Genomic DNA, 25,157 nt, shown 5'->3' on the forward strand with positions numbered 1-25,157 from the left:
CATTTTGACGAAAGATGAAGGAGGTCGTCATACGCCCTTTTTCACGAATTATCGTCCTCAGTTTTACTTCCGTACGACGGATGTTACAGGTATTGTTACGCTTCCAGAAGGAACAGAGATGGTTATGCCAGGCGATAATGTTGCGATGGATGTGTCTCTGATTGTGCCAATAGCGATGGAAGAGAAGCTTCGTTTTGCTATTCGTGAAGGTGGTCGTACTGTTGGTGCCGGTATCGTCTCTAAGATCATTGAATAAATAATGCTTGTTAAGCGCCTTTAATTATTGAAGGCGCTTTATATGACAGGGAAATAAAGAGCATGAACAGTCAAAATATTCGCATTCGCTTAAAAGCGTTTGATCATAGAATTCTTGATACGTCGACGCGTGAGATTGTATCGACTGCTAAACGGACCGGTGCAAATGTCCGTGGTCCCATTCCGCTTCCGACGCGGATTGAGAAATTTACGGTCAATCGTGGACCGCATATCGATAAGAAGAGCCGTGAGCAGTTTGAAATGCGTACGCATAAACGTCTTCTTGATATTGTTGATCCAACGCCTCAAACAGTGGACGCGCTTATGAAGCTCGATCTTTCTGCTGGTGTGGATGTGGAAATTAAGCTCTGAGGTTTGAGGACAGAAGGAACAGACCCGATGCGTTCAGGTGTAATAGCACAGAAGCTGGGCATGACCCGTATTTATAATGATGCTGGAGAGCATGTGCCGGTGACAGTACTTCGTTTGGAGAATTGTCAAGTCGTTGCTCAGCGTACAGTTGAAAAGAATGGTTATACTGCTGTTCAATTAGGTGTAGGCTTTGCTAAGGTTAAGAATACTTCACAAGCTCTTCGTGGGCACTTTGCTAAGGCTTCTGTTGAGCCTAAAGCTAAGATAGCAGAGTTTCGTGTGAGCCCCGATAATCTCCTTGATATCGGTACTGAGATTACAGTGGAACATTTTGTTCCAGGACAGCGCGTTGATGTGACTGGTACCAGTATTGGTAAGGGATTTGCCGGTGTTATGAAACGGCATAACTTTGGTGGGCACCGCGCTTCTCATGGTAATTCGATCACACATCGTGCTCATGGTTCTACGGGGCAGTGCCAAGATCCTGGTAAAGTTTTTAAAGGGAAAAAAATGGCTGGCCATATGGGGCAGGTGCGTGTAACAACACAAAATATTGAAGTTGTTTCCACTGATATTGAGCGTGGTTTGATTTTAGTGCGTGGTGCTGTTTCTGGCTCTAAGGGGTCTTGGATTTTGGTGAGAGATGCCGTGAAGAAACCTCTTCCTGATAATGCTCCAAAGCCTGCTGGCATTCGCCGTCTTGTGAAGGAGAAAACGGAAATGGTTACTCCGGTGACGGAAACCTCTGAAGTTGAGGGAGCCTAATAATGGATCTTGTAATTAAAACTCTTGATGGTAATGAAGCCGGTAAATTAAAGGTTTCTGAATCTATCTTTGATCTTGTTCCGCGTGAGGATATTTTACAGCGCGTTGTTCGTTGGCAGCTTGCACGTCGTCAACAGGGGACCCATCAATCACAAGGGCGTTCTGATGTGTCACGAACGGGGGCAAAGATGTTTAAGCAAAAGGGAACTGGGCGTGCTCGCCATTCATCTGCACGTGCACCACAGTTTCGAGGTGGAGGTAAAGCACATGGGCCGGTGTTTCGTAGCCATGCGCATGATCTTCCTAAAAAGATTCGTGCCCTTGGATTGCGTCTTGCTTTATCTGCAAAATTAAAAGCAAAAGATTTAATTGTTGTGGATGAGTTGACTGTTAAGGATGCTAAAACGAAAAATCTTGTTTCTCATTTTTCTAAGCTTGGGTTTAATAATGCTCTCTTGATTGGTGGTAAGGAGATTGATATTAACTTTTTTCGTGCAGCATCGAATATTCCTAATATTGATGTTTTGCCCATTCAGGGAATTAATGTTTATGATATTTTGCGTCGCAGCAAACTTGTTTTATCAAAGGCAGCTGTTGAGGCTCTTGAGGAGCGTTTTAAATGACAGATCTTCGCCATTATGATGTAATTATTAGTCCAGTTATTACTGAAAAGTCGACTATGATTTCTGAATATAATCAAGTTGCTTTTAATGTCGCGCCGAAAGCGACGAAACCTGAAATTAAGGCTGCTGTTGAGGCGCTTTTTAGCGTAAAAGTTAAAGCAGTTAACACGATGGTCCGTAAGGGCAAAGTGAAACGTTTCAAGGGTATTGTTGGTCGGCAGAGTGATGTCAAAAAAGCGATCGTAACTCTGGCCAGTGGTCAGACTATCGACGTTTCGACAGGTCTTTAAAGAGGCTCGGAGATAGGAATAATGGCACTTAAGCAATTTAATCCAACAACACCTGGGCAGCGTCAGCTTGTCATTGTGGAACGTTCTTGTCTTTATAAGGGAAAACCTGTAAAGATGTTGACTGAAGGTCTGTCTTCAAAGGGTGGACGGAATAATCGAGGTCGTGTTACTGCTCGTTTTCAGGGTGGTGGTCATAAACGAAGCTATCGGTTTGTCGACTTTAAGCGTCTTAAGCGTGATGTTTCAGCGAAAGTTGAGCGTTTAGAGTATGATCCTAATCGTACTGCTTTTATTGCTTTAATTCGCTATGAAGATGGGCAATTAAGTTATATTCTCGCACCACAGCGTCTTGCTGTGGGTGATTCTATTATTGCTGGTTCAAATGTTGATGTTAAACCAGGAAATGCCATGCCTCTTGGCAATATGCCTGTCGGTACGATTATTCATAATGTTGAAATGAAGCCGGGAAAAGGGGGGCAGATTGCACGTTCAGCCGGTGCTTATGCGCAGTTGGTTGGACGAGATCATGGTATGGCTATTCTTCGTTTAAATTCTGGTGAGCAGCGTTTGGTTTCTAGCAGCTGTTTTGCAACTGTTGGTGCTGTTTCAAATCCTGATCATGGGAATATTAATGATGGTAAGGCCGGTCGGTCACGATGGCGTGGTAAGCGTCCACATGTTCGTGGTGTTGCTATGAATCCTGTTGATCATCCGCACGGTGGTGGTGAAGGTCGTACATCAGGGGGGCGGCATCCAGTGTCTCCTTGGGGTAAGCCTACGAAAGGTAAGCGTACGCGCTCTAATAAAGCCACTGATAAGTTTATTATGCGTACGCGTCATCAGCGCAAAAAGTAAGAAAGGTAGTCTGAAGTGGTTCGTTCAGTTTGGAAAGGTCCGTTTGTTGACGGCTATCTTCTTGGTAAAGCAGAGAAGGTACGTGCAAGTGGGCGCAATGAAGTTATAAAAATATGGAGTCGTCGCTCTACTATTTTGCCGCAATTTGTTGGTTTAACTTTTGGTGTTTACAACGGCAATAAGCATATTCCTGTTTCTGTTTCTGAAGAGATGGTTGGGCATAAGTTTGGTGAGTTCGCTCCTACCCGGACTTATTATGGTCATGGTGCCGATAAAAAAGCGAAGAGGAAGTAGGAATGGGAAAAGCTAAGGTTCCGCGCCAGCTTAAAGACAATGAAGCAAAAGCTGTCACACGAACAATTCGTGTTAGTCCGCAGAAGCTTAATTTAGTTGCTGCAATGATTCGCGGTAAAAGAGTTAATGTGGCGCTTGCTGATTTGACGTTTTCGCGCAAACGTATTGCTGCGACTGTGAAAAAAACGCTTGAATCAGCGATTGCAAATGCAGAGAATAACCACGATCTTGATATTGATTCGCTTATTGTGGCAGAGGCTTATGTTGGTAAGTCGATCGTGATGAAACGTTTTCATGTTCGTGGTCGCGGGCGTGCTAGTCGAATTGAGCGTCCATTTTCACATCTTACTGTTATTGTTCGTGAACTTAGCGAAAAAGTGGAGGCCGCGTAATGGGTCAGAAGATCAATCCAATAGGACTTCGTCTTGGTGTTAATCGGACTTGGGATTCTCGTTGGTATGCTGATAGTGGTGAATATGGACGTCTTCTTCATGAAGATTTGAAAATTCGTTCATATGTTCTTGAAGAGCTTAAGCAGGCGGCTATTTCTAAGGTTGTTATTGAACGTCCTCATAAAAAATGTCGTGTTACAATTCATTCTGCACGTCCTGGTTTGATTATCGGTAAAAAAGGTGCTGATATTGAGAAGCTTCGTCGTAAGCTTTCAGAAATGACCAATGCTGAAACTTCATTGAATATTGTGGAGATTCGTAAGCCAGAGATTGATGCTACGATTATTGCGCAATCGATTGCTCAACAGTTGGAGCGTCGTGTTGCTTTCCGTCGTGCAATGAAGCGTGCTGTTCAGTCTGCTATGCGTCTTGGTGCGGAAGGTATTCGTATCAATTGCTCTGGTCGTCTTGGCGGTGCTGAAATTGCTCGTATGGAATGGTATCGTGAAGGTCGTGTTCCACTTCATACCTTGCGTTCTGATGTCGATTACGGTACAGCAGAAGCGAAGACCGCTTACGGTATTTGTGGTATTAAAGTTTGGGTCTTTAAGGGTGAGATTCTTGAACATGATCCGATGGCTTCAGAACGTCGTGCTACGGAAGCTGATCAATCTGGTTCTTCATCGAATCGTCGCCGCGAAAATGCTTAGTTTTTGAGATTAAACTAAAATTTGGAGTAGAGAACAATGTTGCAGCCAAAGCGCACAAAGTTCCGTAAGCAGTTCAAGGGCCGTATTCACGGTGTTGCGAAGGGTGGTACGGATTTGAATTTCGGTGCCTACGGTTTGAAGGCTGTTGAGCCGGAGCGGGTTACTGCTCGTCAAATTGAAGCGGCGCGTCGTGCAATTACACGTTATATGAAACGTTCTGGTCGTGTATGGATTCGTATTTTTCCAGATCTTCCGGTTACATCTAAACCGACTGAAGTTCGTATGGGTAAAGGTAAGGGAAGTGTTGATTATTGGGCAGCACGTGTTGCTCCTGGGCGCGTCATGTTTGAGCTTGATGGGGTTCCTGAAGATGTTGCACGTGAAGCACTAAGGTTGGGCGCTGCAAAGCTGCCTATAAAAACGCGTTTCATTCAGCGTATTGCGGAATAAAGAGGTTAAGCGATGAGAGCCAGAGAATTACGGGCGCAAACGCTCGACCAAATGAAAGATGAATTGGCTAAATTAAAGAAAGAGCAATTTAATTTGCGCTTTCAAAAAGCAACAGGTCAATTAGAAAAGACTGCACGTGTTAGACAAGTTCGTCGTGATATTGCGCGTATTAAGACTTTTCTTCGTCAAAAATTAAGTGAAAGTAAGGTTTAAGGAAATAAGAGATGCCTAAACGCGTTTTGCAGGGTGTTGTTATTAGCGACAAAAGCGATAAGACTGTCGTTGTCAAAGTTGAGCGTCGTTATTCTCATCCGCTTCTTAAGAAGACTGTTCGGCAGTCTAAAAATTATAAAGCGCATGATGAAAACAACCAATTCAAGATTGGGGATCAAGTTTCTATTCAAGAATCGAGACCAATTTCGAAAGATAAATGTTGGATTGTTGTAAAAGACAATGTAGCGTAATGAGTTAAGTTTATTGTTTTAGAATTTAACAGTGGTTTTTCTTTGGTAAATTTGAAACAATGACTTTATCGTTATTTGGCAGGCAAATCCGAATGTATAAAAGATACAAGCGGATATATATGTTAAGAAAAGGTGGCCAGTCATGATTCAGATGCAAACAAACCTCGACGTTGCTGATAATTCTGGTGCTCGTCGTGTCATGTGCATCAAGGTGTTAGGTGGTTCAAAGCGTAAATATGCTTCGGTCGGTGACATTATTGTTGTTTCGGTTAAGGATGCTATTCCTCGTGGCCGTGTTAAAAAGGGTGATGTTATGAAAGCTGTTGTGGTTCGTACTGCTAAGGATATTCGTCGCGCAGATGGTAGTGTCATTCGTTTTGATAGTAATGCTGCGGTTTTAGTGGATAACAAAAAAGAGCCGATTGGTACGCGTATCTTTGGACCTGTTCCCCGTGAATTGCGTGGGAGGAATCATATGAAGATCATCTCGCTCGCTCCTGAAGTGCTGTAAGGAGTTAATATTATGCAGAAGATTCGAAAAGGTGATAAGGTTGTTGTTTTATCCGGTAAGGATAAAGGGTGTAGTGGTGAAGTAATTAAGGTTAGTCCGAAAGAGAATAAGGCTTTTGTTCGTGGAATTAATATGATTAAACGTCATCAACGTCAAACGCAGAAGCAAGAAGCTGGGATTATTTCTAAAGAAGCTCCGATTCATCTGTCTAATTTGGCGATTGCTGATCCTAAAGATGGTAAGCCTACACGCGTAGGCTTTCGTATGAATGCAGATGGTAATAAGGTACGTTATGCCAAGCGTTCGGGAGAGTTGATTAATGGCTGAGGAAAGACAAATACCGCGTATGAAAGCGCATTATTTTGAAGTGATTCGTAAAGCGCTTCAAGAGAAGTTTAATTACAAAAATGCGATGCAAATTCCGCGGATTGATAAAATTGTAATTAATATGGGGATAGGTGAGGCAACTGCTGATTCAAAGAAACCTTCCCTTGCTGCTGAGGATTTAGGACTCATAACGGGTCAGAAGGCAGTTGTTACCCGTGCGCGTAATTCTATAGCAACCTTTAAAGTTCGTGAAGGAATGCCTCTTGGGGCTAAAGTGACATTGCGTAAAGACCGGATGTTTGAGTTTTTAGATCGTCTTGTTACGATTGCTCTTCCGCGGGTTCGTGACTTTCGCGGTTTAAATCCAAAAAGTTTTGATGGTCGTGGCAATTTTGCTATGGGTATTAAAGAACACATTGTGTTTCCAGAAATTAACTATGATAAAGTTGATCAAATCTGGGGCATGGATATTATCGTTTGTACGACAGCAAAAACGGATAATGAAGCGCGTGAATTATTACGTGCTTTTAATTTTCCTTTTCGCTCGTAACGGCAAATGTAGCGAGGTGAAATTATGGCCAAAGTAAGTGCCGTTGAAAAAAATAAGCGTCGTGAGGTGATGGTGAAGCGTTATGCTGCACGTCGTGCGCGTTTGAAAGCAATCGTTATGGATCAGAAGGTTTCTCTTGAAGAACGTTTTAAAGCTTCTGTTCAATTGGCAGAATTACCACGTAATTCTTCGAAAGTTCGTATTCGTAATCGCTGTGAGGTTTCAGGTCGTCCGAGGGCTTATTATCGTAAGTTAAAAATGTCACGGATCGCATTGCGTGAACTTGGTTCTATTGGCCATATTCCTGGCATCGTAAAGTCTAGTTGGTAAGAGGAGATTATTTAATGTCTATGTCAGATCCTCTTGGTGATATGTTAACACGTATCCGTAATGCTCTTGGTCGCAAAAAAGACAAGGTAGTTACTCCAGCTTCAAAGCTTCGTGCGCATGTTCTTGATGTTCTTCAGTCGGAAGGTTATATTCGCGGCTATAATCAAGTTGATTTAGGTGATGGGAAAGCTGAACTTGAAATTGAATTGAAGTATTTTGAAGGAATGGCTGCTATTCGTGAGATTTCACGTGTGTCCAAACCTGGTCGTCGTGTGTATGTTTCTGCTAAGTCACTTCCACAGGTGGCAAATGGTTTAGGGATTTCGGTTTTGTCGACTCCTAAAGGCGTTATGGCTGATCATGAAGCGCGTGAACAAAATGTTGGTGGAGAACTCCTTTGTCGTGTTTTCTAAAGTATGTCAAGAAAACGGAAGAAAAAGTAGGTTAGAACAATGTCTCGTATTGGAAAAAAACCCATTTCAATTCCTTCTGGGGTTACTGCTACTGTTGAAGGTCAGCTGGTTAAGGCAAAAGGTCCAAAAGGTGAGCTAAGTTATGTCGTTAATGATGAAGTTTTAGTTAAATTCGAGGAAAATGTCATATCAGTTATGCCGCGGGATCAATCAAAAGATGCACGCTCTAAATGGGGTATGTCGCGCTCAATGATTGAGAATATTTTTTGTGGTGTAAAAGATGGTTTTGAAAAAAGATTAGAGATCAATGGGGTTGGTTATCGTGCTGCTTTACAGGGTAAGGATATTCAGCTATCTCTAGGTTTTTCGCATGATGTGGTTTATAAAGTTCCATCGGGTGTTACTGTAACTGTTCCTAAGCCTACAGAGATTGTTATTTCTGGAATTGATAAACAGCAAGTTGGACAAGTTGCAGCGGAGATTCGCGAGTATCGTAGGCCTGAGCCTTATAAAGGTAAAGGTGTTAAGCATGCAGATGAACGTATCTTCCGTAAAGAAGGTAAAAAGAAATAAGGATTTTGTATTATGGTTTCATCTAAGGACATTATCCAGCGTCGTGCAAGACGTGTTCGTCGTAGAATCAAGATAGTTTCTCATGATCGTCCGCGGCTTAGCGTTTATCGTTCAAATCAGAACATCTATGCGCAGGTTATTGATGATTTACGGGGATGTACACTTGTTTCAGCTTCTACTCTTGAAAATGACTTGAAAAAATCATTAAAAAGTGGTGCTGATAAAGAAGCCGCTTTTGCTGTTGGTAAGTTAATTGCTGAGCGTGCAAAGCAAGCTGGTGTTCATGAAGTGGTTTTTGATCGTGGAGCTTATGTATACCATGGTCGTGTCAAAGCTTTGGCTGAAGCTGCTCGTGAAGGTGGCTTGAAATTTTAAAGTTTCTTAACTTATGGATGAGTAAGAATACTTTAGAGTATTTCGTTTAAGTTCTTCTGGTTTAATGAGGAGCTTTGTTATCGTGCTTCCGGAAAAGAAAAAGGAATGAGGAATGGCACAAAAAGAACGTGGTGAGAGAGAAGAACGCGATAATGAGTTTGTTGATCGGCTCGTTCATATTAATCGTGTTGCTAAAGTTGTAAAGGGTGGTCGGCGTTTTGGTTTTGCTGCTCTTGTTGTGGTTGGAGATCAAAAGGGGCGTGTAGGTTTTGGACATGGTAAAGCCCGTGAAGTTCCGGAAGCTGTTCGTAAAGCAACAGAATCTGCAAAGCGTGGGATGATTTATGTTCCACTTCGGTCTGGACGTACATTGCATCATGATCTTGAAGGTCGTCACGGAGCTGGGCGTGTATTGCTCCGTTCTGCATCTGCTGGTACTGGTATTATTGCTGGGGGACCGATGCGTGCTATTTTTGAAGCTCTTGGTATGCAGGATGTTGTTGCAAAATCGCTAGGATCATCAAATCCTTATAACATGGTTCGTGCAACATTTGATGCATTGAAACATCAAATGCATCCGAGAGATATTGCTGCTCAGCGTGGTATAAAATATTCGACTTTGCAGGCACGTCGTCGCCATTTAGTCGATGTAGAAGGGTAGTTTCTGAGATTGTCAGAAAAGGAATTAGGAAATGGTTCAGAAAAAATCTCAGAGTGGTAAGACTGTGACGGTGGAGCAAATTGGAAGCCCTATTCGGAACTCACAGATTCAACGTGCAACTTTGAAGGGGCTTGGACTCAATAAAATGCGTCGTCGGCGTGTTTTAGAAGATACACTTTGTGTACGGGGTATGATTGCTCAGGTTCGGCATCTTGTTCGTATTATAGATGAAGATTAAGGGTTGCAGGAGTATTAGATATGAAACTCAATGAACTACGTGATTGTGAAGGTGCAACAAAAAATCGTAAGCGTGTTGGACGTGGTATTGGTTCGGGTACTGGCAAGACTGGTGGTCGCGGTGTAAAAGGGCAAAAATCTCGTTCTGGTGTTTCCCTTAATGGTTTTGAAGGTGGGCAAATGCCTATCTATCGTCGTTTACCAAAACGCGGATTTAAAAATTTCTTTTCTAAAACCTACAATGAAGTTTCACTGGGACGTATTCAGTTGGCCGTTGATGCTGGTAAATTGAATATTGAAAAGCCTGTTGATATGATTGCTTTGAAAGAGGCTGGTATTATTCGTCGCGAGAAAGATGGGGTTCGTCTTCTTTCTGATGGTGATTTGAAAGCTAAGATGACTTTTCATGTTTCTGGTGCTTCACAAGCAGCTCGTGTTAAGATTGAAAAATTGGGTGGTCAGGTTGTTTTTCCTGAAGTTGTTGGATAATTTTTTGTTATCTGTTATGATTTAGGGAAGATGAACATCTATTCTTTTGAATATTTTGTGGAGAATTGTTTAAGTTCTGCAATTATTTGTGTATAAAGAGATAAATTTTAGGATACTTCTGTGATTTAAAGAACTGGAGTGTGAAGTGGAGACGTTTTATGGCATCAGCAGCAGAGCAATTTGCTTCCAATATAAACTTCGGTACCTTTTCGCGGGCAACTGAATTAAAGAAACGCATTTGGTTTACTTTAGCGGCGCTTCTTGTCTACCGTTTCGGCACTTATATTTCTCTTCCAGGTATTAATATTGATGCTTTACGGCAAACTTTTGAACATCATGCATCAGGTGTCTTAGGACTCTTTAATATGTTTGCTGGAGGCGCCGTTGGGCGTATGGCAATTTTTGCCTTGGGTATTATGCCTTATATATCTGCATCTATTATTGTACAATTGTTAACATCTATTATTCCTTCTTTGGAGACTCTTAAAAAAGAGGGGGAGGTAGGTCGTAAGGTTATTAATCAATATACGCGTTATGTAACAGTCGTATTGGCAATTCTCCAAGCCTTTGGTATTGCCGTTGCGCTTGAAAGTGGTATAGGGACAGGCCTTCAAATTGTTGTAGAACCAGGTCTCATGTTCCGTATCTCCTCTGTTATTACACTTGTTGGTGGGACAATGTTTCTCATGTGGCTTGGTGAGCAAATTACATCACGCGGTGTTGGTAATGGAGTTTCTCTTATCATTTTTACAGGGATCGTAGCCAACTTACCTTCTACTTTTGCTCAGCTTTTGACTGCGCATAGTCAAGCTGATTTATCAACTTTCCTTTTAATAGTCATTGTCCTTATTGCTGTTTTGGTTATCGGGCTTATTGTTTTTATAGAACGCGCACAGCGGAGAATTCTTATTCAGTACCCAAAACGTCAGGTTGGTAATCAAATGTTTCAAGGTGATATGTCACATCTTCCTTTAAAGTTGAATACTGCTGGTGTCATTCCGCCTATTTTTGCTTCATCTTTATTGTTATTACCCGCCACTATTAATAATTTTTCTGATAAAATGCCGCAATGGGTTCAGGCTATTTCTTATTCTCTTGGTCATGGACAGCCACTTTATATGGTTATCTACGCATTTTTAATGGCGTTTTTTTGCTTTTTTTATACGGCTATTGTGTTTAATCCAACGGATACTGCAGATCAGTTGAAAAAACATTCTGGTTTTATTCCAGGAATTCGTCCAGGTGAGCGTACAGCGGAATATATTGATTATGTTTTGACGCGTATTACTGTTGTGGGCGCTCTTTATATTATCTTAGTTTGTTTATTGCCTGAATTTATGATATCTGCATTCAAAGTTCCTTTTTATCTTGGGGGGACGTCTTTGTTGATTGTTGTGACTGTTACTCTTGATACGGTTGCTCAAATCCAAGGACATCTTGTTGCACACCAATATGAAGGGTTGATAAAAAAATCAAAACTTCGTGGAGGTCGAAGAAATCGATGAGGGTGGTTCTTTTAGGTCCTCCTGGAGCAGGGAAAGGGACGCAAGCTAAAATGTTAACTGAGGAATATAATATTCCTCATTTATCAACAGGGGATATGTTGCGTGAAGTTATCGCCAAAGAAACGGAAGTTGGTAAAAAAGCTAAATCTATTATAAGTTCTGGTGCTTTGGTTCCTGATGATATTGTCAATCAGATCGTTTCAGATCGAATTGATGAAACTGATTGTATAAACGGTTTTATTTTGGATGGATATCCAAGGACTGTAGGACAGGCAGAAGCATTAGAACAAATACTTGAGTCAAAAAATATGCACCTTGATGCTGTTATTGAGTTGTGTGTTGATGAAGACGCATTGATTGAACGTATGAAAAAACGTGTTCAGGAGACAGTGGCGGCTGGGGGAGAGATTCGTTTAGATGATAACCCTGTTGCTTTTACAAAAAGATTAATAGAATATCGTGAAAAAACATTCCCCTTATCAAAATTTTATTCAGAGAGGGGAATGTTAAAGGTCATTGATGGAATGATTGGTGTTGCTGAAGTGGCACGTATGATTAAGGGGCTTCTTTCATAAGATTTTTTTGAGAAGGAAATGAAAAGAGTTGACTTTTGAGATAAAATCTATCACAAACAACTTTAATTTATTTCAGTTAAATGGGTGGATTCGGAAGGTTTTTGTTCTGAGTCTGTTTTTTTCTGTAAGGTACATCAGGTATTTTATAACAATTTGTCAACATAACTAAGGAGAGTAGGCGTGGCTCGTATTGCTGGCGTCAATATCCCGACAAATAAGCGTGTAATTATTGCGCTTCAGTATATCCACGGGATTGGACCAAAATTTGCTCAAGAAATTATTGAAAAGGTTGGCATTCCCATGGGGCGTCGTGTGCATGAGCTTTCAGATGCCGAAGTGCTGCAGATTCGTGAGGCGATAGATCAGGGATATCAAGTTGAAGGTGATCTTCGTCGTGAAGTTGCTATGAATGTTAAGCGTTTGATGGACCTTGGTTGTTATCGTGGATTGCGTCATCGTCGGTCTTTACCTGTCCGAGGACAGCGTACACATACGAATGCTCGTACGCGTAAAGGACCTGCTAAGGCAATCGCTGGTAAGAAGAAATAAGAATCTTTGTGAGAGGTTTTTTATATATTTTGTTTCTTTTTGAGGTCAGTTTGACAAGGAAAAGAAGGTGGAGCTGCTGATATTACGGCAGTGATGAGATCATTGGAAGGAAAATTATGGCCAAGGAAGCCACACGTGTTCGTCGTCGCGAACGTAAGAATATTTCATCGGGTGTTGTGCATATCAACTCGACATTTAACAATACAATGATTACGATTACTGATGCTCAGGGGAATGCGATAGCGTGGTCATCTGCTGGTGCTCAGGGATTTAAAGGGGCGCGTAAATCGACACCTTTTGCTGCTCAAGTTGCTGCGGAAGATTGTGCGAGAAAAGCACAAGAACATGGTATGCGTTCTTTGGAAGTTGAAGTTTGTGGTCCTGGGGCAGGGCGTGAATCTGCTCTACGTGCGTTGCAATCTGTTGGTTTTGTCATTACTTCTATTCGTGATGTAACACCGATCCCTCATAATGGATGTCGTCCTCGGAAAAGGCGGCGTGTTTAATTGGGTGTTATTTTTTTGTTATCGGAGATTTCTCTGATGTTCACATTGGTCGTTACGATTGAATGGTAACGGAACTAAAGAACGGGAATAAAAATATGATCCAGAAAAACTGGCAGGAACTTATTAAACCCAATAAGGTTGAATCATGTGCGCATGATAATCCAAATGTTATAAGTGTCATTGCTGAGCCTCTTGAGCGGGGATTTGGCTTGACATTAGGGAATGCCCTTCGTCGTGTGTTATTATCTTCGCTTCGCGGTGCTGCTATTACTGCCGTACAGATTGATGGTGTCTTGCATGAATTTTCATCGATTCCAGGTGTTCGTGAAGATGTTACAGATATTATTCTGAATATAAAAGAAATTGCACTTCGTATGGAAGAAGAAGGACCTAAACGTCTCGTCGTTTATAAAGAGGGGCCTGGTGTTGTGAGAGCGGGGGATATCAATACCGTGGGGGATATGGAAATTCTCAACCCAGATCATGTTATCTGTACCCTTGATGAAGATGCTGAAATTCGTATGGAATTTATTGTCAACACAGGAAAAGGATATGTTCCATCTGATCGTAATTGTGTTGATGATGGTCGTATAGGACTTATTCCGATTGATAGTCTTTATTCACCAATTCGTAAAGTGTCTTATAAAGTGGAAAATACACGTGAAGGTCAAGTTCTTGATTATGATAAATTGACGTTAACGATTGAAACGAATGGTGCTGTTAATGGAGAAGATGCTGTTGCTTTTGCCGCACGTATTCTTCAGGATCAATTATCGTTATTTATTAACTTTGAAGAGCCACAGAAGGAGCCTGTTGAGGAGGCGGATTCTGAGCTTTCCTTTAATCCTGCACTTCTCAAAAAAGTGGATGAATTAGAGCTTTCTGTTCGTTCGGCAAATTGTCTTAAGAATGATAATATTGTTTATATTGGTGATCTTATTCAAAAAACAGAATCTGAAATGCTTCGGACACCAAATTTTGGTCGTAAGTCATTGAATGAGATTAAAGAAGTTTTGGCGTGTATGGGGTTGCATCTTGGAATGGAAATTCCTGCATGGCCGCCTGAAAACATTGATGATCTTGCTAAACGCTATGAAGATCAATATTGAAATTAGAATTTAAGGAGAGGGCTTATGCGCCATAGTAAGTCAGGCCGCAAGTTGAATCGGACTGCCAGTCACCGTAAAGCGATGTTTGCAAATATGGCAACTTCGTTGATCGAGCATGAGCAGATTGTGACAACACTTCCAAAGGCTAAAGAAATTCGTCCTATTGTTGAAAAACTTGTTACTCTTGGTAAACGTGGTGGTTTGCATGCGCGTCGACAAGCAATTGCAGCACTTCGTGATACAGGGAAAGTTGCGAAGTTGTTTGATACACTTGCACCGCGTTATGCATCGCGCAACGGTGGGTATTTGCGTATTATGAAAGCAGGGTTTCGTACCGGTGATAATGCGCCCATGGCTGTTATAGAATTTGTTGATCGTGATGTTGAGGCGAAGGGAGCTGGGGATCGTGCCCGTATCGAATCTTCAGAAAATGAAAAGGGAACATCCTTATAAGTTTTTTATTTTACTGGATTTTTAAAGGCCGCCTTGTCTTAGGCGGTTTTTTTTATGCGTATTTTTAAGTTTGTTTTACTGGAGAAATAGATGGTGAGAGAAAATTATAGGATATTGAATTATTTGATTTTTATAATATTTATTGTTTAAATGGGTTGTTTTTATTCTCTATTATGAAATATTAATGGAGATCCTTCATTTGCGGGGATGCTTTTTTAAAATTCTATGAATCTTCAACAGAATGGGCTTGTTTTATAAGGAGTGGATTATGAGGTATTCTTTTTGGGTGCAGCTTTTTTTTGCGATTATGATGCTGATATCGTTTGATCATATCTATGCTCATGTCCCTCAAACACAAAAAGAGATCACTCTTTCATTTGCTCCTTTAGTTAAAAAGACAGTTCCATCTGTTGTAAATATTTATGCTGCTCGACAAATTAGAGCGCGATCACCTTTTGAGGGGGATCCATTTTTTGAGCAATTTTTTGGTCGTTTGCAAAATAATTTTCCTGTCCGTAAGCAATCATCATTAGGATCAGGAGTGATTGTTGATGCACGTGGTTTGATTGTTACAAATTATCACGTCATTAAAGATGCAAGCGAAATTAAAGTGGCTTTTTCTGATGGGCGCGAGTTTGAGAGTAAGGTCGTGCTCAAAGATGAAGCGACGGACATTGCCATTCTTGAAGTTGATGCGAAAGATACTCAGTTTTCTGTTCTTTCTTTAGGAGATTCTGATACTGTTGAAGTTGGTGATCTTGTTTTGGCTATTGGTAATCCTTTTGGTGTTGGTCAAACAGTTACAAGTGGTATTGTTTCAGCGCAAGCGCGTACACGTGTTGGGATTTCCGATTTTGACTTTTTTATTCAAACAGATGCTGCCATTAATCCAGGAAATTCTGGTGGAGCTTTAATTGATATGAAAGGTCAATTAATTGGAATTAATACGGCTATTTATTCGCGTTCCGGTGGTTCTGTAGGGATTGGGTTTGCTATTCCAGTTAACCTTGTAAAAGTGATGCTTGCTACTGTTAAACGCGGTGGAAAATATTTTGTACCACCTTATATTGGGGCATCCTTTCAAAATGTTACACCCGATATTGCTGGTGGTTTAGGTTTAGAACATCCCTATGGTGCTCTTATTGTTGAAGTTATTAAAGACAGTCCTGCTGAAAAAGCCGGCTTGAAAGTAGGTGATGTTATTTTGAGTATACAGGGGGTGCGCGTTGATAGTCCAGATAGCCTTGGGTATCGTTTGATGACGGCTGATGTTGGTCATAGTCTTGCTTTAGAATATTTACGAAATGGCAAAACTTTAAAAACACAAATAACGGTTGCATCAATATCGGAAACTGCACTTTTAAAATCTGAAAAAATTACGGGTGACAATCCTCTTGCTGGTGCCGAAGTGTTAGATTTAACACCGCAGAATAGTCAACGTTTTCATCTTCCTATATCGGCAAAAGGTGTTGTAATTACTCATCTTGATGAAATGAGCAATGCTTCTGGAATTTTTCGGCCTGGAGATATCTTACGTGTTGTAAATGGCTATAAGATTCAAACAGTTCATCAGTTGAAAAAGGTTCTTATGCAAACGCGTTCGCGTACTTGGCAATTGGAATATGAACGTGATGGTATGTATATTCGCCAATTTATTCGCTGAGGTTTTTTTTGAAGAAAGATTTTTTTACTTCGTCATTTGATCCTAAAGTTAATAAAAATCAGCCGCTTGCAGAAAGAATGCGTCCTTGTTCTCTTAATGAAGTTGTAGGACAAAAGCATTTAATTGGAGAAGATGGTTTGCTTTCACGGATGGTGGCGGCTGGCTCAATTGGATCGATGATTTTTTGGGGACCTCCAGGGACGGGAAAAACAACCGTTGCACGTTTGTTAGCACGTGAAACAAATTTCGCGTTTGAACAAGTTTCTGCTATTTTTACAGGTGTTTCTGAACTTAAAAAAATTTTTGAACTTGCACAGAGGCGTTTTATGGCGGGGGATAAAACGCTTCTTTTTGTTGATGAAATTCATCGGTTTAATCGTGCACAACAGGATAGTTTTCTTCCTGTGATGGAAGATGGTATGGTGGTACTTATCGGGGCAACAACTGAAAACCCTTCTTTTGAACTTAATGCTGCTCTTCTTTCGCGTGCACGGGTTTTAACATTTTTTTCTCATGATTATGAAAGTTTAGGCATGCTTTTGAAGCGTGCTGAAGAGGTGGAAGGAAAGTGTCTTCCCTTGGATGATGGTGCCAGAGACGTTTTGATAGGAATGTCTGATGGTGATGCACGGGTCGCATTAACATTAGCAGAGGAAATTTGGTCTGTTGTGCGCTCGGGAGAAATTCTTGATGCTGCTGCTTTGCAAAAAGTTATTCAGCGTCGTGCACCCATTTATGATAAAGGACGAGATGGACATTATAATCTCATTTCAGCGTTGCATAAATCTGTTCGTGGCTCTGATCCTGATGCAGCGCTTTATTATTTAGCACGTATGTTGGATGCTGGTGAAGATCCTCTCTATATTGGGCGAAGATTGGTTCGTATGGCTGTTGAAGATGTTGGTTTGGCGGATCCTCAAGCTCTTGTCATTTGTAATGCGGCAAAAGATGCTTATGATTATTTAGGGTCACCAGAAGGAGAATTGGCTTTGGCACAGGCGTGTCTTTATGTTGCAACTGCACCAAAGTCAAATGCGACATATCTCGCGTATAAAGCAGCACTGCGGTGTGCACGCGAAAATGGTTCTTTACCGCCTCCTAAACATATACTTAATGCACCGACGAAATTGATGAAGGAAGAAGGGTATGGAGATGGTTATTGTTATGATCATGATGAACCAGATGCTTTTTCAGGACAAGAATATTTTCCCGAAAAACTTGGGCGACAGAGTTATTATAAACCTGTTGAGCGTGGATTTGAGCGTGAAATTGTGAAACGTCTTGAATGGTGGAGACAATTGCGTCAAAAGCGTAAAAACAGCAATAAAATTTGAGGTAAAACACGCTTTATTGATCTTGGATTTATTTTTTACCTCTCATATCATGGTATGAACAATTTAGTTTATATTTTAAATATTTATTGCATTGCTCGTTAGAGCAATTTTTTTGATATGTTCAAAACGCATATCTTTTTATGGATTCAAATTTAAAAAAATCTGTCATTCAAGTCTTAAAGTTGTTTTATTATTTGATTAAAATATCAATTTATAGTGTTTGTCACTGTTTTTTATGTTGAATAAGATCTCCAATACCGTATTTATCTCATTCCAATCTAATCAATCAAAACTATTCCTTGTATGTTGCAAGGGTGATTAACCTGTAATAAAAACTGTCCAAGAAAAAACTAAAAATGACTCTTAATGAATCGTTTTAAGTGTCGAAAATTGTGGCACTATTGGGGGATGAAAAAGTGGGTAATGCTGTAAAGATGTTGATGCTGGGCTGTTCTAAGCGTAAAGATGTTCGTGCTCAATGAATTTTACAGTATACCATTTACGGGCGTTATCGCGATATGGGGGGATGAGGGTTGAAAGATAGCCGTTTCAAACAGGTGCGTGAATATACAAATACAAAGGTATTCTGTTCTTTGATGTAATAGGGGATGGTTTTGATTGATGATGTGTTGTGGGTGATTTAAGGGAAGAGTTTTTTCTTAGGGAGCTTACCAAAGAGGGAAAGAAAAAGGTTAAACATTGTGTTGAAATTTAAATTGTTGCTTTTCTCGAGAGAGATAAATGTGTTAACTTGCTTTCCTATAGAAGTATTATTTTGTTTGAAGTCTATGTATGCGTCATAAGATAAGGAGTGCTAATTCTTTATTTTGATAGTCATGATATATTATAGACATAACGTAAGGATAGAGATGAAAATAGCCTTTGAAAATCTAAACTCAAGGCTTTAGTTCAATTAAAAGTACAGTATAAACTTTAAGTGTTAGATTATTATGAATCGGTCAAGGATGTAATCGTGGATAAAACAAAAGCTCTCGATGCTGCTCTCTCACAAATTGAACGTTCTTTTGGTAAAGGCTCGATTATGCGTCTTGGGCAAAAAGAGCAAGTTGTTGAAATTGAAACAGTTCCAACAGGGTCATTATCCTTGGATATTGCTTTAGGGATTGGTGGATTACCAAAGGGGCGTATTGTTGAGATTTATGGGCCAGAAAGTTCTGGAAAAACAACATTAGCTCTCCATGCCATTGCTGAGGCACAAAAAAGCGGTGGGATTTGTGCTTTTATTGATGCAGAGCATGCGCTTGATCCTATTTATGCGCGTAAGCTTGGTGTTGATTTAGAGAACTTGTTCATTTCTCAGCCAGATACTGGTGAACAGGCATTGGAAATTACGGAGACGTTGGTTCGTTCTGGTGCTGTTGATGTGCTTGTTGTGGATTCTGTCGCCGCTTTAACACCGCGAGCAGAAATTGATGGTGAAATGGGGGATGCTTTACCAGGATTACAAGCACGATTGATGAGTAAAGCTTTGAGAAAACTCACGGCTTCTATTTTTCGCTCTAACTGTATGGTGATCTTTATTAATCAAATTCGCATGAAAATTGGTGTGATGTTTGGTTCGCCTGAAACAACAACTGGGGGAAATGCTTTAAAGTTTTACGCTTCTGTTCGTTTGGATATTCGTCGTATCGGGTCTATTAAAGATCGGGATATGATTGTTGGCAATCAAACGCGTGTTAAAGTGGTCAAGAATAAGTTGGCTCCTCCCTTCAAACAAGTTGAGTTTGATATTATTTATGGAGAAGGTATTTCCAAGCTAGGCGAGTTGATCGATTTGGGAGTCAAGGTTGGTATTGTGGAAAAATCTGGCTCGTGGTTTTCTTATAATTCTCAACGTTTAGGACAGGGACGCGAAAATGCAAAGCAGTTTTTACGCGAACATGCAGAGATAGCTGCAGAAATTGAAACAGCTTTGCGTCAAAATGCTGGTTTGATTGCGATTGAATTGTTAGAAAATGCAGGATCAGAAAATATAGAAAGCGATGAAGCTATCTGATGAAGCGTTTTTTCAGCTATAATTTTTTTATTTAATATTTTTTCTGTTTTTATTTTTAATATACGGCCATTTTTTCTCAATTTTTTTGAACAAATATTCCATTCTTTGATTAAATTGACGCCATGCGTGGCAAAGAGAATATTTAATGAAAGGGGGCTTTTATGATTTTATGCGGTATTCTGCAGGTGTATATATGAATAGTGTTAATAATATCCGATCAACATTTTTGGATTATTTTGATCGTAATGGGCATAAAGTTCTTTCTTCTAGTCCACTTGTTCCACGTAATGATCCTACACTTATGTTTACAAATGCAGGGATGGTGCAGTTTAAAAATGTTTTTACTGGACTTGAACAGCCTCCTTATAAAAAGGCTACAACGGCACAAAAATGTGTTCGGGCGGGTGGAAAACATAATGATCTTGATAATGTTGGTTACACGGCGCGCCATCATACATTTTTTGAAATGCTGGGTAATTTTTCTTTCGGTGATTATTTCAAAGAAGAGGCTATTTTTTTATCATGGGATCTTTTAACAAAAGAATTTTCCCTACCAAAAGATAAATTGTTGGTAACTGTTTATCAAAGTGATGATGTTGCTGCTGAATTATGGCGTAAAATTTCAGGTCTTCCAGATAAAAAAATCGTTCGTATCGCGACAGCTGATAATTTTTGGGCGATGGGCGATACAGGGCCTTGTGGTCCCTGTTCGGAGATTTTTTATGATCATGGTGATAAAATTTGGGGTGGTCCTCCTGGAAGTATAGAAGAAGATGGTGATCGCTTTATTGAGATTTGGAATCTTGTTTTTATGCAGTATGAGCAGCTTTCTAAGGAAGAGCGTGTTGATTTACCTCACCCTTCTATCGATACCGGTATGGGGTTAGAGCGTATTGCTGCGGTTTTACAGGGTGTTCATGATAATTATGACATTGATCTTTTTCGTGCATTAATTAGAGCGTCAGAAGAAATTACAGGAATTAAGGCAAAGGGTGATTTTATTGCAAGCCATCGTGTTATTGCTGATCATCTTCGCTCATCTGCATTTTTGATTGCGGATGGTGTTCTTCCTTCCAATGAAGGAAGAGGATATGTTTTACGTCGCATTATGCGTCGTGCTATGCGTCATGCACATCTTCTTGGTGCTAAAGAGCCTTTAATGTGGCAGCTTTTGCCTGCTCTCATCCGCGAAATGGGACAAGCTTATCCCGAATTGGTAAGGGCTGAATCTTTGATTTCAGAAATTTTGAAATTAGAAGAAATGCGGTTTCGTAAAACGCTTGAGCGAGGACTGGGGTTGTTAAATGAAGAAAGTGCTCAGCTTAAGGAAGGAGATCATTTAAATGGTGAAGTTGCTTTCAAGCTTTATGATACCTATGGTTTTCCACTTGATTTGACGCAAGATGTGCTTCGGCGTCGTGGAATATCCGTTGATGTTGATACTTTTGATAAAGCGATGGAACGCCAGAAAGAGGAAGCGCGTGCTCATTGGTCTGGTTCAGGTGAAGCAGTGACGGAGACGATTTGGTTTTCTGTTCGTGATCAGGTAGGCGCTACAGAATTTTTAGGTTATGAGACAGAACAAGCTGAAGGTATCCTCACGGCGCTTGTGTGTGATGGTAAAATTGTTGATGAGGTTTCTGCAGGGCAGAAAGCTATTCTTGTGCTCAATCAGACTCCTTTTTATTGTGAATCTGGTGGGCAAATTGGTGATAACGGTATCATTTCTGGTGAAAATTTTATTTTTGAAGTGCATGATACTCAGAAAAAGGCTGATGGGGTTTTTATTCATCTTGGAAAAGTTAAATCTGGTTATGCCAAGACATCTGATTGTGTGCAATTAACCGTTGATGTTGTTCGTCGTAAAAAAATTCGTGCAAACCATTCAGCTACTCATTTGTTACATGAGGCTTTACGTCAAGTATTGGGATCTCATGTGACTCAAAAGGGCTCTCTTGTGTCGCCGGAACGGCTGCGTTTTGATTTTTCTCATCCAAAATCTGTTTCTTTGGAAGAATTGAAAAAAATCGAAGATTTAGCCAATGAGATTGTTTTGCGAAATAGTAAAGTGATAACACGTCTCATGGCTATCGATGACGCAATTTCTGAGGGGGCAATGGCACTCTTTGGGGAAAAATATGGTGATGAAGTTCGTGTTGTTTCTATGGGGATGCCACTTGAGCAGGAAGAATTAAAAAAGTATTGGTCCATTGAGCTTTGTGGAGGGACACATGTGGAAAGAACAGGTGATATTGGTTTAATTTATATTGTTTCTGAAAGTTCAGTTTCAGCTGGAGTCCGTCGGATTGAAGCTTTAACAGGTGCAGCAGCGCGTCTTTATCTGTGTCGCCAAGATGAGCGTATTCATGAAATCGCTGATCTTTTAAAAACGTCTTCTTCTGATTTAGAAGAACGGGTGAGAGTTTTGCTTGATGATCGTCGTAAACTTGAAAAAGAGTTGAATGATGTACGCAAAAAAATGGTGTTGAGTGGGGGAATAACAGAAAGTGGTCAAGGTGATATTATTATTATCAATGGACTTTCTTTTATGGGACGCATTGTTAAAAATATTTTACCAAGGGATCTTAAAGCACTTGTTGATTCTGGAAAAAAACAGATTGGGTCTGGGGTCGTTGCTTTTATTACCGTTTCAGAAGATGGCAAGGGGAGTGCCGTTGTTGGTGTTACGGATGATTTAACGGATAAATTAAATGCTGTTGATCTCGTTCGTATTCTTTCAAGTATGCTTGGTGGTCAAGGTGGAGGTGGCCGTCCTGATATGGCGCAGGCTGGTGGTCCTGATGGGAACAAAGCTGATGAGGCCTTTGCAGCACTAAAAGATTTTCTTGAAAAAACTTAAAAAATAAAATCTTTTCTCATAAGTGTTTTTTACGTTTTTATGTTAGATGAGCGTTTAAGAATTACGAATATCTGTTTGGTGGTGTCTTGGCTGAAATGCAAATACAGTCTCATTGAGAGAGATAAAATCGTAAAGATAAAGAAATAGTGTTCGTTAGCGAGATGATTGTGCGGTGCTTCGTTGCTTTTGTTTATGAGCTAGATCGATCATATCTTTCATGAAGAATAGTATCTACTCTATTGATTTTAAAAGAAACATCTCTAGCCTATTTCACAATAGGAATTGCGAAGGGGATAACGCAAGATTTATTGCATAACAGTCTCTTAAGTTCACGAAATTATAAGCTAATTGTTTTTTCGTTTTCAAATTGCTTAGATTATTGCTCACTCTTCATATGAGGTTCGTTTTTTAGAGTCATTTTATTGGTTTCTTTTGCAGATTATCTGTAAGAGAATAGGTTTTTATTATAGATTTAAAAAACGTATATTAGTGATATAAATCAAATAAATAATGAATAAAATTAAATATTTATATGAGTTCAAGTTCTTCTATGTGCACTTGGCGCATTAAAAATAGATTATGGCATTCTTAGAGTTTTTTTCATTTGTACGAAAGCATTTTTGCAATGTTTTGTATTGAGATATTTTTTTGCGTGAGATTTGTGAAGACTATCATTTTTATGATGCTATGGCTTCATGTAAGGAGATGACGTTTTCATTTTCTCCTTCTCTTTCTGGTGGCGTAATTGTTAAACCACTTGCTTTTAAAAATTTAGAAAAACGGCCTGCTTTATCGATCAATTCTTGAAAGTTTCCTTTTTCAATTAAATAACCATGTTCCAGAAAGAGTACCACATCAGCATTACGGACTGTTGAGAGGCGATGTGCTATAATGAAAGTGGTGCGGTTATGGCTTATGCAATCAAGAGCATCTTTGACACGTGCTTCTGTTTCAACATCAAGAGCACTTGTTGCTTCATCTAGAATGAGAATGGGAGCATTTTTTAAAACTGCGCGTGCAATTGCTAAGCGTTGTTTTTCCCCACCTGATAATTGAGATCCCCGTTCGCCCACCATTGTGTTATAATCATCAGCTTTTTTTAGAATAAAATCGTGAGCTTCTGCTATTTTTGCTGCTTCATAAAGTTCTTCGTTTGTTGCATTTTCTTTTCCTATTGAAATATTGTCATGAATAGTTCGGTTAAAAAGACCTGCATCTTGAAATACTGTTGCTAGAGATTGGCGTAAAGATTCTCGATTGATTGAGCTTATATTGATTCCATCAATGGAAATATGCCCAAAGGTAGGGTCGTATACGCGTTGCAACAGATTGATTAATGTTGTCTTTCCAGCCCCTGTTGGTCCTACAATTGCAACAGTTTGTCCTACTTTCACTTCAAAGGAAATGTCAAAAACACCTTGAGAAGAATTTGGAAATTTATAGGTAACGTGATGAAATTGTATGGCTCCCTTAACATTTTGGAGGGAAGGGAGATTTTGTGGTTCGTTGAAATGAAAGGTTGAATCTTCCATTTCAAAAAATTCTTGCAGTTTTGCTTGTGAGGATATTGCACAATGAATAAAATTGCTCATTTGGTCTAGGCGGCTAATCATGAGTTGTGCAAACCCAACAAAAGCAACGACTTCGCCTACCCGTAATTGATCTTTTGCAACAAAAAAAGCCCCAAGGAGTAAAACACAAACGATTGAAACTGTTGAAGCCATTCGGTTTAATCCACTGGCGAGCGCCCACCAATTGAGAACAGGATTTTGTACTTTAAGCAGAGCATTTGTATGTTGATGCAATATGAAAGTTTCTTCTTTTATTCGACTATAACTTTGTACAATAGAAACATTAGAGATTGAATCACTGACATGGTTAAAAAGATTGTGATGATAGCATTCTACAGCAGCTTGTCCGTCTTTTGTTTTTCGCATCACTAAACGTGCAATTAAGACATAAATAATGGCAAGTACAACCAAAACTATTGAAAGGCGCCAATTCATATTAAAGGCTATAGGGATAAGAACCAATAAGGCGACAAGTGTTGAGAGATGTTGGCGCATAAAATCAAGCCATATGGTTGACATGGAGTCTATCGCGCGCAAAAGTGTATGGAGTGCGTTGGACGTTCCGCGTTGTTGATGCCAAATTAAAGGCATGGCAATGATACGTTCAAAAGATTCTGTTAAAACTGTTAAACGGCGTCTATGGGTTAAGCGGTCTGCACCACGAGCAACAAGGACATAAGCGATAATATGGGAAAGACCAAAACAAACCCAAATGGCAAGAGTAGAGATGATCCCTGATTTTTCTGCAATGGAGTCAATAACGTGTCCAAATAAAATAGGTTCTGCAATGGCAATAATAGCCAACATAATATTAGCGATACAGATTAAAAGAGATACATTTTTTTCTCTGTTTAGGTAAGTAAGAACACGTGCATAGGTTTTGAATAAGGACACTGTCAATTATCTCCATTCGCTGTTAGGCATAAAGGTTTTTGATTTTTATAACGCTGAATTGTTAGCTAATAAAATTTGAACGTTAAGAAAAGGAAATTTTGGATACTCATTGTAATATGGTGTGATAAAGCTAACGAGAATATGAATTTTTGTGTTTATAAAGACGCAAAAATAGATCAATAAAA

The 25,157-nt window shown here is 40.0% G+C and carries 33 protein-coding genes; 32 read left to right on the forward strand and 1 reads right to left on the reverse strand.

Annotated elements, in window-relative coordinates:
* The 32 genes from B5V81_RS04310 to alaS all read left to right on the forward strand — a co-directional run.
* Window positions 1-256: EF-Tu C-terminal domain-related protein (locus tag B5V81_RS04310; RefSeq protein ID WP_500676360.1), on the forward strand; the 256-nt coding region annotated here is incomplete at its 5' end.
* Between the two features lie 62 nt (window positions 257-318).
* Window positions 319-627 carry a 30S ribosomal protein S10 gene (gene rpsJ, locus B5V81_RS04315; protein WP_005773267.1) on the forward strand — a complete coding sequence of 103 codons (309 nt, stop codon included), beginning with the start codon at window positions 319-321 and terminating at the stop codon, window positions 625-627.
* Between the two features lie 27 nt (window positions 628-654).
* Entirely contained in the window at window positions 655-1,392 is a 738-nt protein-coding gene (gene rplC, locus B5V81_RS04320; RefSeq protein ID WP_039758110.1) for a 50S ribosomal protein L3, read from the forward strand.
* 2 nt (window positions 1,393-1,394) lie between these two features.
* Window positions 1,395-2,015: a 50S ribosomal protein L4 gene (rplD, locus tag B5V81_RS04325; RefSeq protein WP_212112284.1), complete on the forward strand. Its 621-nt coding sequence runs from the start codon at window positions 1,395-1,397 to the stop codon at window positions 2,013-2,015.
* The gene (locus B5V81_RS04330) at window positions 2,012-2,305 is read left to right on the forward strand and encodes a 50S ribosomal protein L23 (protein ID WP_212112285.1); all 294 of its coding nucleotides are present in this window, start codon (window positions 2,012-2,014) and stop codon (window positions 2,303-2,305) included. Before rplD ends, B5V81_RS04330 begins: the two co-directional genes overlap by 4 nt.
* A gap of 21 nt (window positions 2,306-2,326) precedes the next feature.
* Complete coding sequence (gene rplB, locus B5V81_RS04335) at window positions 2,327-3,160, forward strand: 50S ribosomal protein L2 (RefSeq protein ID WP_039758106.1); 834 nt, start codon at window positions 2,327-2,329, stop codon at window positions 3,158-3,160.
* Window positions 3,161-3,175: 15 nt separating this feature from the next.
* Complete coding sequence (gene rpsS, locus B5V81_RS04340; protein ID WP_004855734.1) at window positions 3,176-3,454, forward strand: 30S ribosomal protein S19; 279 nt, start codon at window positions 3,176-3,178, stop codon at window positions 3,452-3,454.
* Between the two features lie 2 nt (window positions 3,455-3,456).
* Complete coding sequence (gene rplV, locus B5V81_RS04345; protein ID WP_212112286.1) at window positions 3,457-3,846, forward strand: 50S ribosomal protein L22; 390 nt, start codon at window positions 3,457-3,459, stop codon at window positions 3,844-3,846.
* Window positions 3,846-4,556: a 30S ribosomal protein S3 gene (rpsC, locus tag B5V81_RS04350; RefSeq protein WP_005773275.1), complete on the forward strand. Its 711-nt coding sequence runs from the start codon at window positions 3,846-3,848 to the stop codon at window positions 4,554-4,556. Before rplV ends, rpsC begins: the two co-directional genes overlap by 1 nt.
* A 36-nt stretch (window positions 4,557-4,592) precedes the next feature.
* Window positions 4,593-5,006, forward strand: coding sequence for a 50S ribosomal protein L16 (gene rplP, locus B5V81_RS04355; RefSeq protein WP_005773276.1), 414 nt, complete (start codon window positions 4,593-4,595; stop codon window positions 5,004-5,006).
* 12 nt (window positions 5,007-5,018) lie between these two features.
* Window positions 5,019-5,219 (forward strand): 50S ribosomal protein L29, encoded by a 201-nt coding sequence (gene rpmC, locus B5V81_RS04360; protein ID WP_120100732.1) that lies wholly within the window; start codon window positions 5,019-5,021, stop codon window positions 5,217-5,219.
* Between the two features lie 11 nt (window positions 5,220-5,230).
* Window positions 5,231-5,470: a 30S ribosomal protein S17 gene (gene rpsQ / locus B5V81_RS04365; protein ID WP_012231991.1), complete on the forward strand. Its 240-nt coding sequence runs from the start codon at window positions 5,231-5,233 to the stop codon at window positions 5,468-5,470.
* Window positions 5,471-5,612: 142 nt separating this feature from the next.
* Complete coding sequence (gene rplN / locus B5V81_RS04370) at window positions 5,613-5,981, forward strand: 50S ribosomal protein L14 (protein ID WP_004855715.1); 369 nt, start codon at window positions 5,613-5,615, stop codon at window positions 5,979-5,981.
* Between the two features lie 12 nt (window positions 5,982-5,993).
* Window positions 5,994-6,308 (forward strand): 50S ribosomal protein L24, encoded by a 315-nt coding sequence (gene rplX, locus B5V81_RS04375; protein ID WP_212112287.1) that lies wholly within the window; start codon window positions 5,994-5,996, stop codon window positions 6,306-6,308.
* Window positions 6,301-6,858, forward strand: coding sequence for a 50S ribosomal protein L5 (gene rplE / locus B5V81_RS04380; RefSeq protein ID WP_212112288.1), 558 nt, complete (start codon window positions 6,301-6,303; stop codon window positions 6,856-6,858). Before rplX ends, rplE begins: the two co-directional genes overlap by 8 nt.
* Window positions 6,859-6,882: 24 nt before the next feature.
* The gene (gene rpsN / locus B5V81_RS04385) at window positions 6,883-7,188 is read left to right on the forward strand and encodes a 30S ribosomal protein S14 (protein WP_005773283.1); all 306 of its coding nucleotides are present in this window, start codon (window positions 6,883-6,885) and stop codon (window positions 7,186-7,188) included.
* Between the two features lie 14 nt (window positions 7,189-7,202).
* Complete coding sequence (rpsH, locus tag B5V81_RS04390; RefSeq protein ID WP_212112289.1) at window positions 7,203-7,601, forward strand: 30S ribosomal protein S8; 399 nt, start codon at window positions 7,203-7,205, stop codon at window positions 7,599-7,601.
* Window positions 7,602-7,640: 39 nt separating this feature from the next.
* Entirely contained in the window at window positions 7,641-8,174 is a 534-nt protein-coding gene (rplF, locus tag B5V81_RS04395; protein ID WP_039758092.1) for a 50S ribosomal protein L6, read from the forward strand.
* Between the two features lie 12 nt (window positions 8,175-8,186).
* Entirely contained in the window at window positions 8,187-8,549 is a 363-nt protein-coding gene (gene rplR / locus B5V81_RS04400) for a 50S ribosomal protein L18 (protein WP_212112290.1), read from the forward strand.
* Window positions 8,550-8,661: 112 nt separating this feature from the next.
* Complete coding sequence (gene rpsE / locus B5V81_RS04405) at window positions 8,662-9,210, forward strand: 30S ribosomal protein S5 (protein ID WP_005773287.1); 549 nt, start codon at window positions 8,662-8,664, stop codon at window positions 9,208-9,210.
* A 31-nt stretch (window positions 9,211-9,241) separates the two neighbouring features.
* The gene (rpmD, locus tag B5V81_RS04410; RefSeq protein ID WP_212112291.1) at window positions 9,242-9,448 is read left to right on the forward strand and encodes a 50S ribosomal protein L30; all 207 of its coding nucleotides are present in this window, start codon (window positions 9,242-9,244) and stop codon (window positions 9,446-9,448) included.
* 20 nt (window positions 9,449-9,468) lie between these two features.
* Window positions 9,469-9,936 carry a 50S ribosomal protein L15 gene (gene rplO, locus B5V81_RS04415; RefSeq protein WP_212112292.1) on the forward strand — a complete coding sequence of 156 codons (468 nt, stop codon included), beginning with the start codon at window positions 9,469-9,471 and terminating at the stop codon, window positions 9,934-9,936.
* A gap of 158 nt (window positions 9,937-10,094) precedes the next feature.
* Window positions 10,095-11,441, forward strand: a complete 1,347-nt coding sequence (gene secY, locus B5V81_RS04420; protein WP_212112293.1) for a preprotein translocase subunit SecY — start codon at window positions 10,095-10,097, stop codon at window positions 11,439-11,441.
* Window positions 11,438-12,016: an adenylate kinase gene (locus tag B5V81_RS04425; RefSeq protein WP_212112294.1), complete on the forward strand. Its 579-nt coding sequence runs from the start codon at window positions 11,438-11,440 to the stop codon at window positions 12,014-12,016. The genes secY and B5V81_RS04425 overlap by 4 nt, the downstream gene beginning before the upstream one ends.
* Window positions 12,017-12,196: 180 nt before the next feature.
* The gene (rpsM, locus tag B5V81_RS04430) at window positions 12,197-12,565 is read left to right on the forward strand and encodes a 30S ribosomal protein S13 (RefSeq protein WP_039758082.1); all 369 of its coding nucleotides are present in this window, start codon (window positions 12,197-12,199) and stop codon (window positions 12,563-12,565) included.
* A 116-nt stretch (window positions 12,566-12,681) separates the two neighbouring features.
* Window positions 12,682-13,071, forward strand: coding sequence for a 30S ribosomal protein S11 (gene rpsK / locus B5V81_RS04435; RefSeq protein WP_005773294.1), 390 nt, complete (start codon window positions 12,682-12,684; stop codon window positions 13,069-13,071).
* Between the two features lie 95 nt (window positions 13,072-13,166).
* Window positions 13,167-14,180 (forward strand): DNA-directed RNA polymerase subunit alpha, encoded by a 1,014-nt coding sequence (locus tag B5V81_RS04440; RefSeq protein WP_212112295.1) that lies wholly within the window; start codon window positions 13,167-13,169, stop codon window positions 14,178-14,180.
* Between the two features lie 24 nt (window positions 14,181-14,204).
* A complete protein-coding gene (gene rplQ / locus B5V81_RS04445; RefSeq protein WP_212112296.1) occupies window positions 14,205-14,633 on the forward strand; it encodes a 50S ribosomal protein L17 in 429 nt (142 codons plus the stop codon).
* Window positions 14,634-14,901: 268 nt separating this feature from the next.
* Entirely contained in the window at window positions 14,902-16,296 is a 1,395-nt protein-coding gene (locus B5V81_RS04450; RefSeq protein ID WP_212112297.1) for a DegQ family serine endoprotease, read from the forward strand.
* A gap of 8 nt (window positions 16,297-16,304) precedes the next feature.
* The gene (locus tag B5V81_RS04455) at window positions 16,305-17,630 is read left to right on the forward strand and encodes a replication-associated recombination protein A (protein WP_212112298.1); all 1,326 of its coding nucleotides are present in this window, start codon (window positions 16,305-16,307) and stop codon (window positions 17,628-17,630) included.
* Window positions 17,631-18,603: 973 nt separating this feature from the next.
* A complete protein-coding gene (gene recA, locus B5V81_RS04460) occupies window positions 18,604-19,647 on the forward strand; it encodes a recombinase RecA (RefSeq protein WP_039758068.1) in 1,044 nt (347 codons plus the stop codon).
* A 193-nt stretch (window positions 19,648-19,840) separates the two neighbouring features.
* Window positions 19,841-22,507 (forward strand): alanine--tRNA ligase, encoded by a 2,667-nt coding sequence (gene alaS / locus B5V81_RS04465; protein ID WP_212112299.1) that lies wholly within the window; start codon window positions 19,841-19,843, stop codon window positions 22,505-22,507.
* A 677-nt stretch (window positions 22,508-23,184) separates the two neighbouring features.
* On the opposite strand, the gene B5V81_RS04470 is transcribed toward alaS, so the two are convergent.
* Window positions 23,185-24,972 (reverse strand): glucan ABC transporter ATP-binding protein/ permease, encoded by a 1,788-nt coding sequence (locus tag B5V81_RS04470; protein ID WP_212112300.1) that lies wholly within the window; start codon window positions 24,970-24,972, stop codon window positions 23,185-23,187.
* Window positions 24,973-25,157 lie beyond the last annotated feature (185 nt).

Origin of the sequence: Bartonella queenslandensis (assembly GCF_018155095.1) — a bacterium.
Taxonomy (GTDB): Bacteria; Pseudomonadota; Alphaproteobacteria; order Rhizobiales; family Rhizobiaceae; genus Bartonella; species Bartonella queenslandensis_B.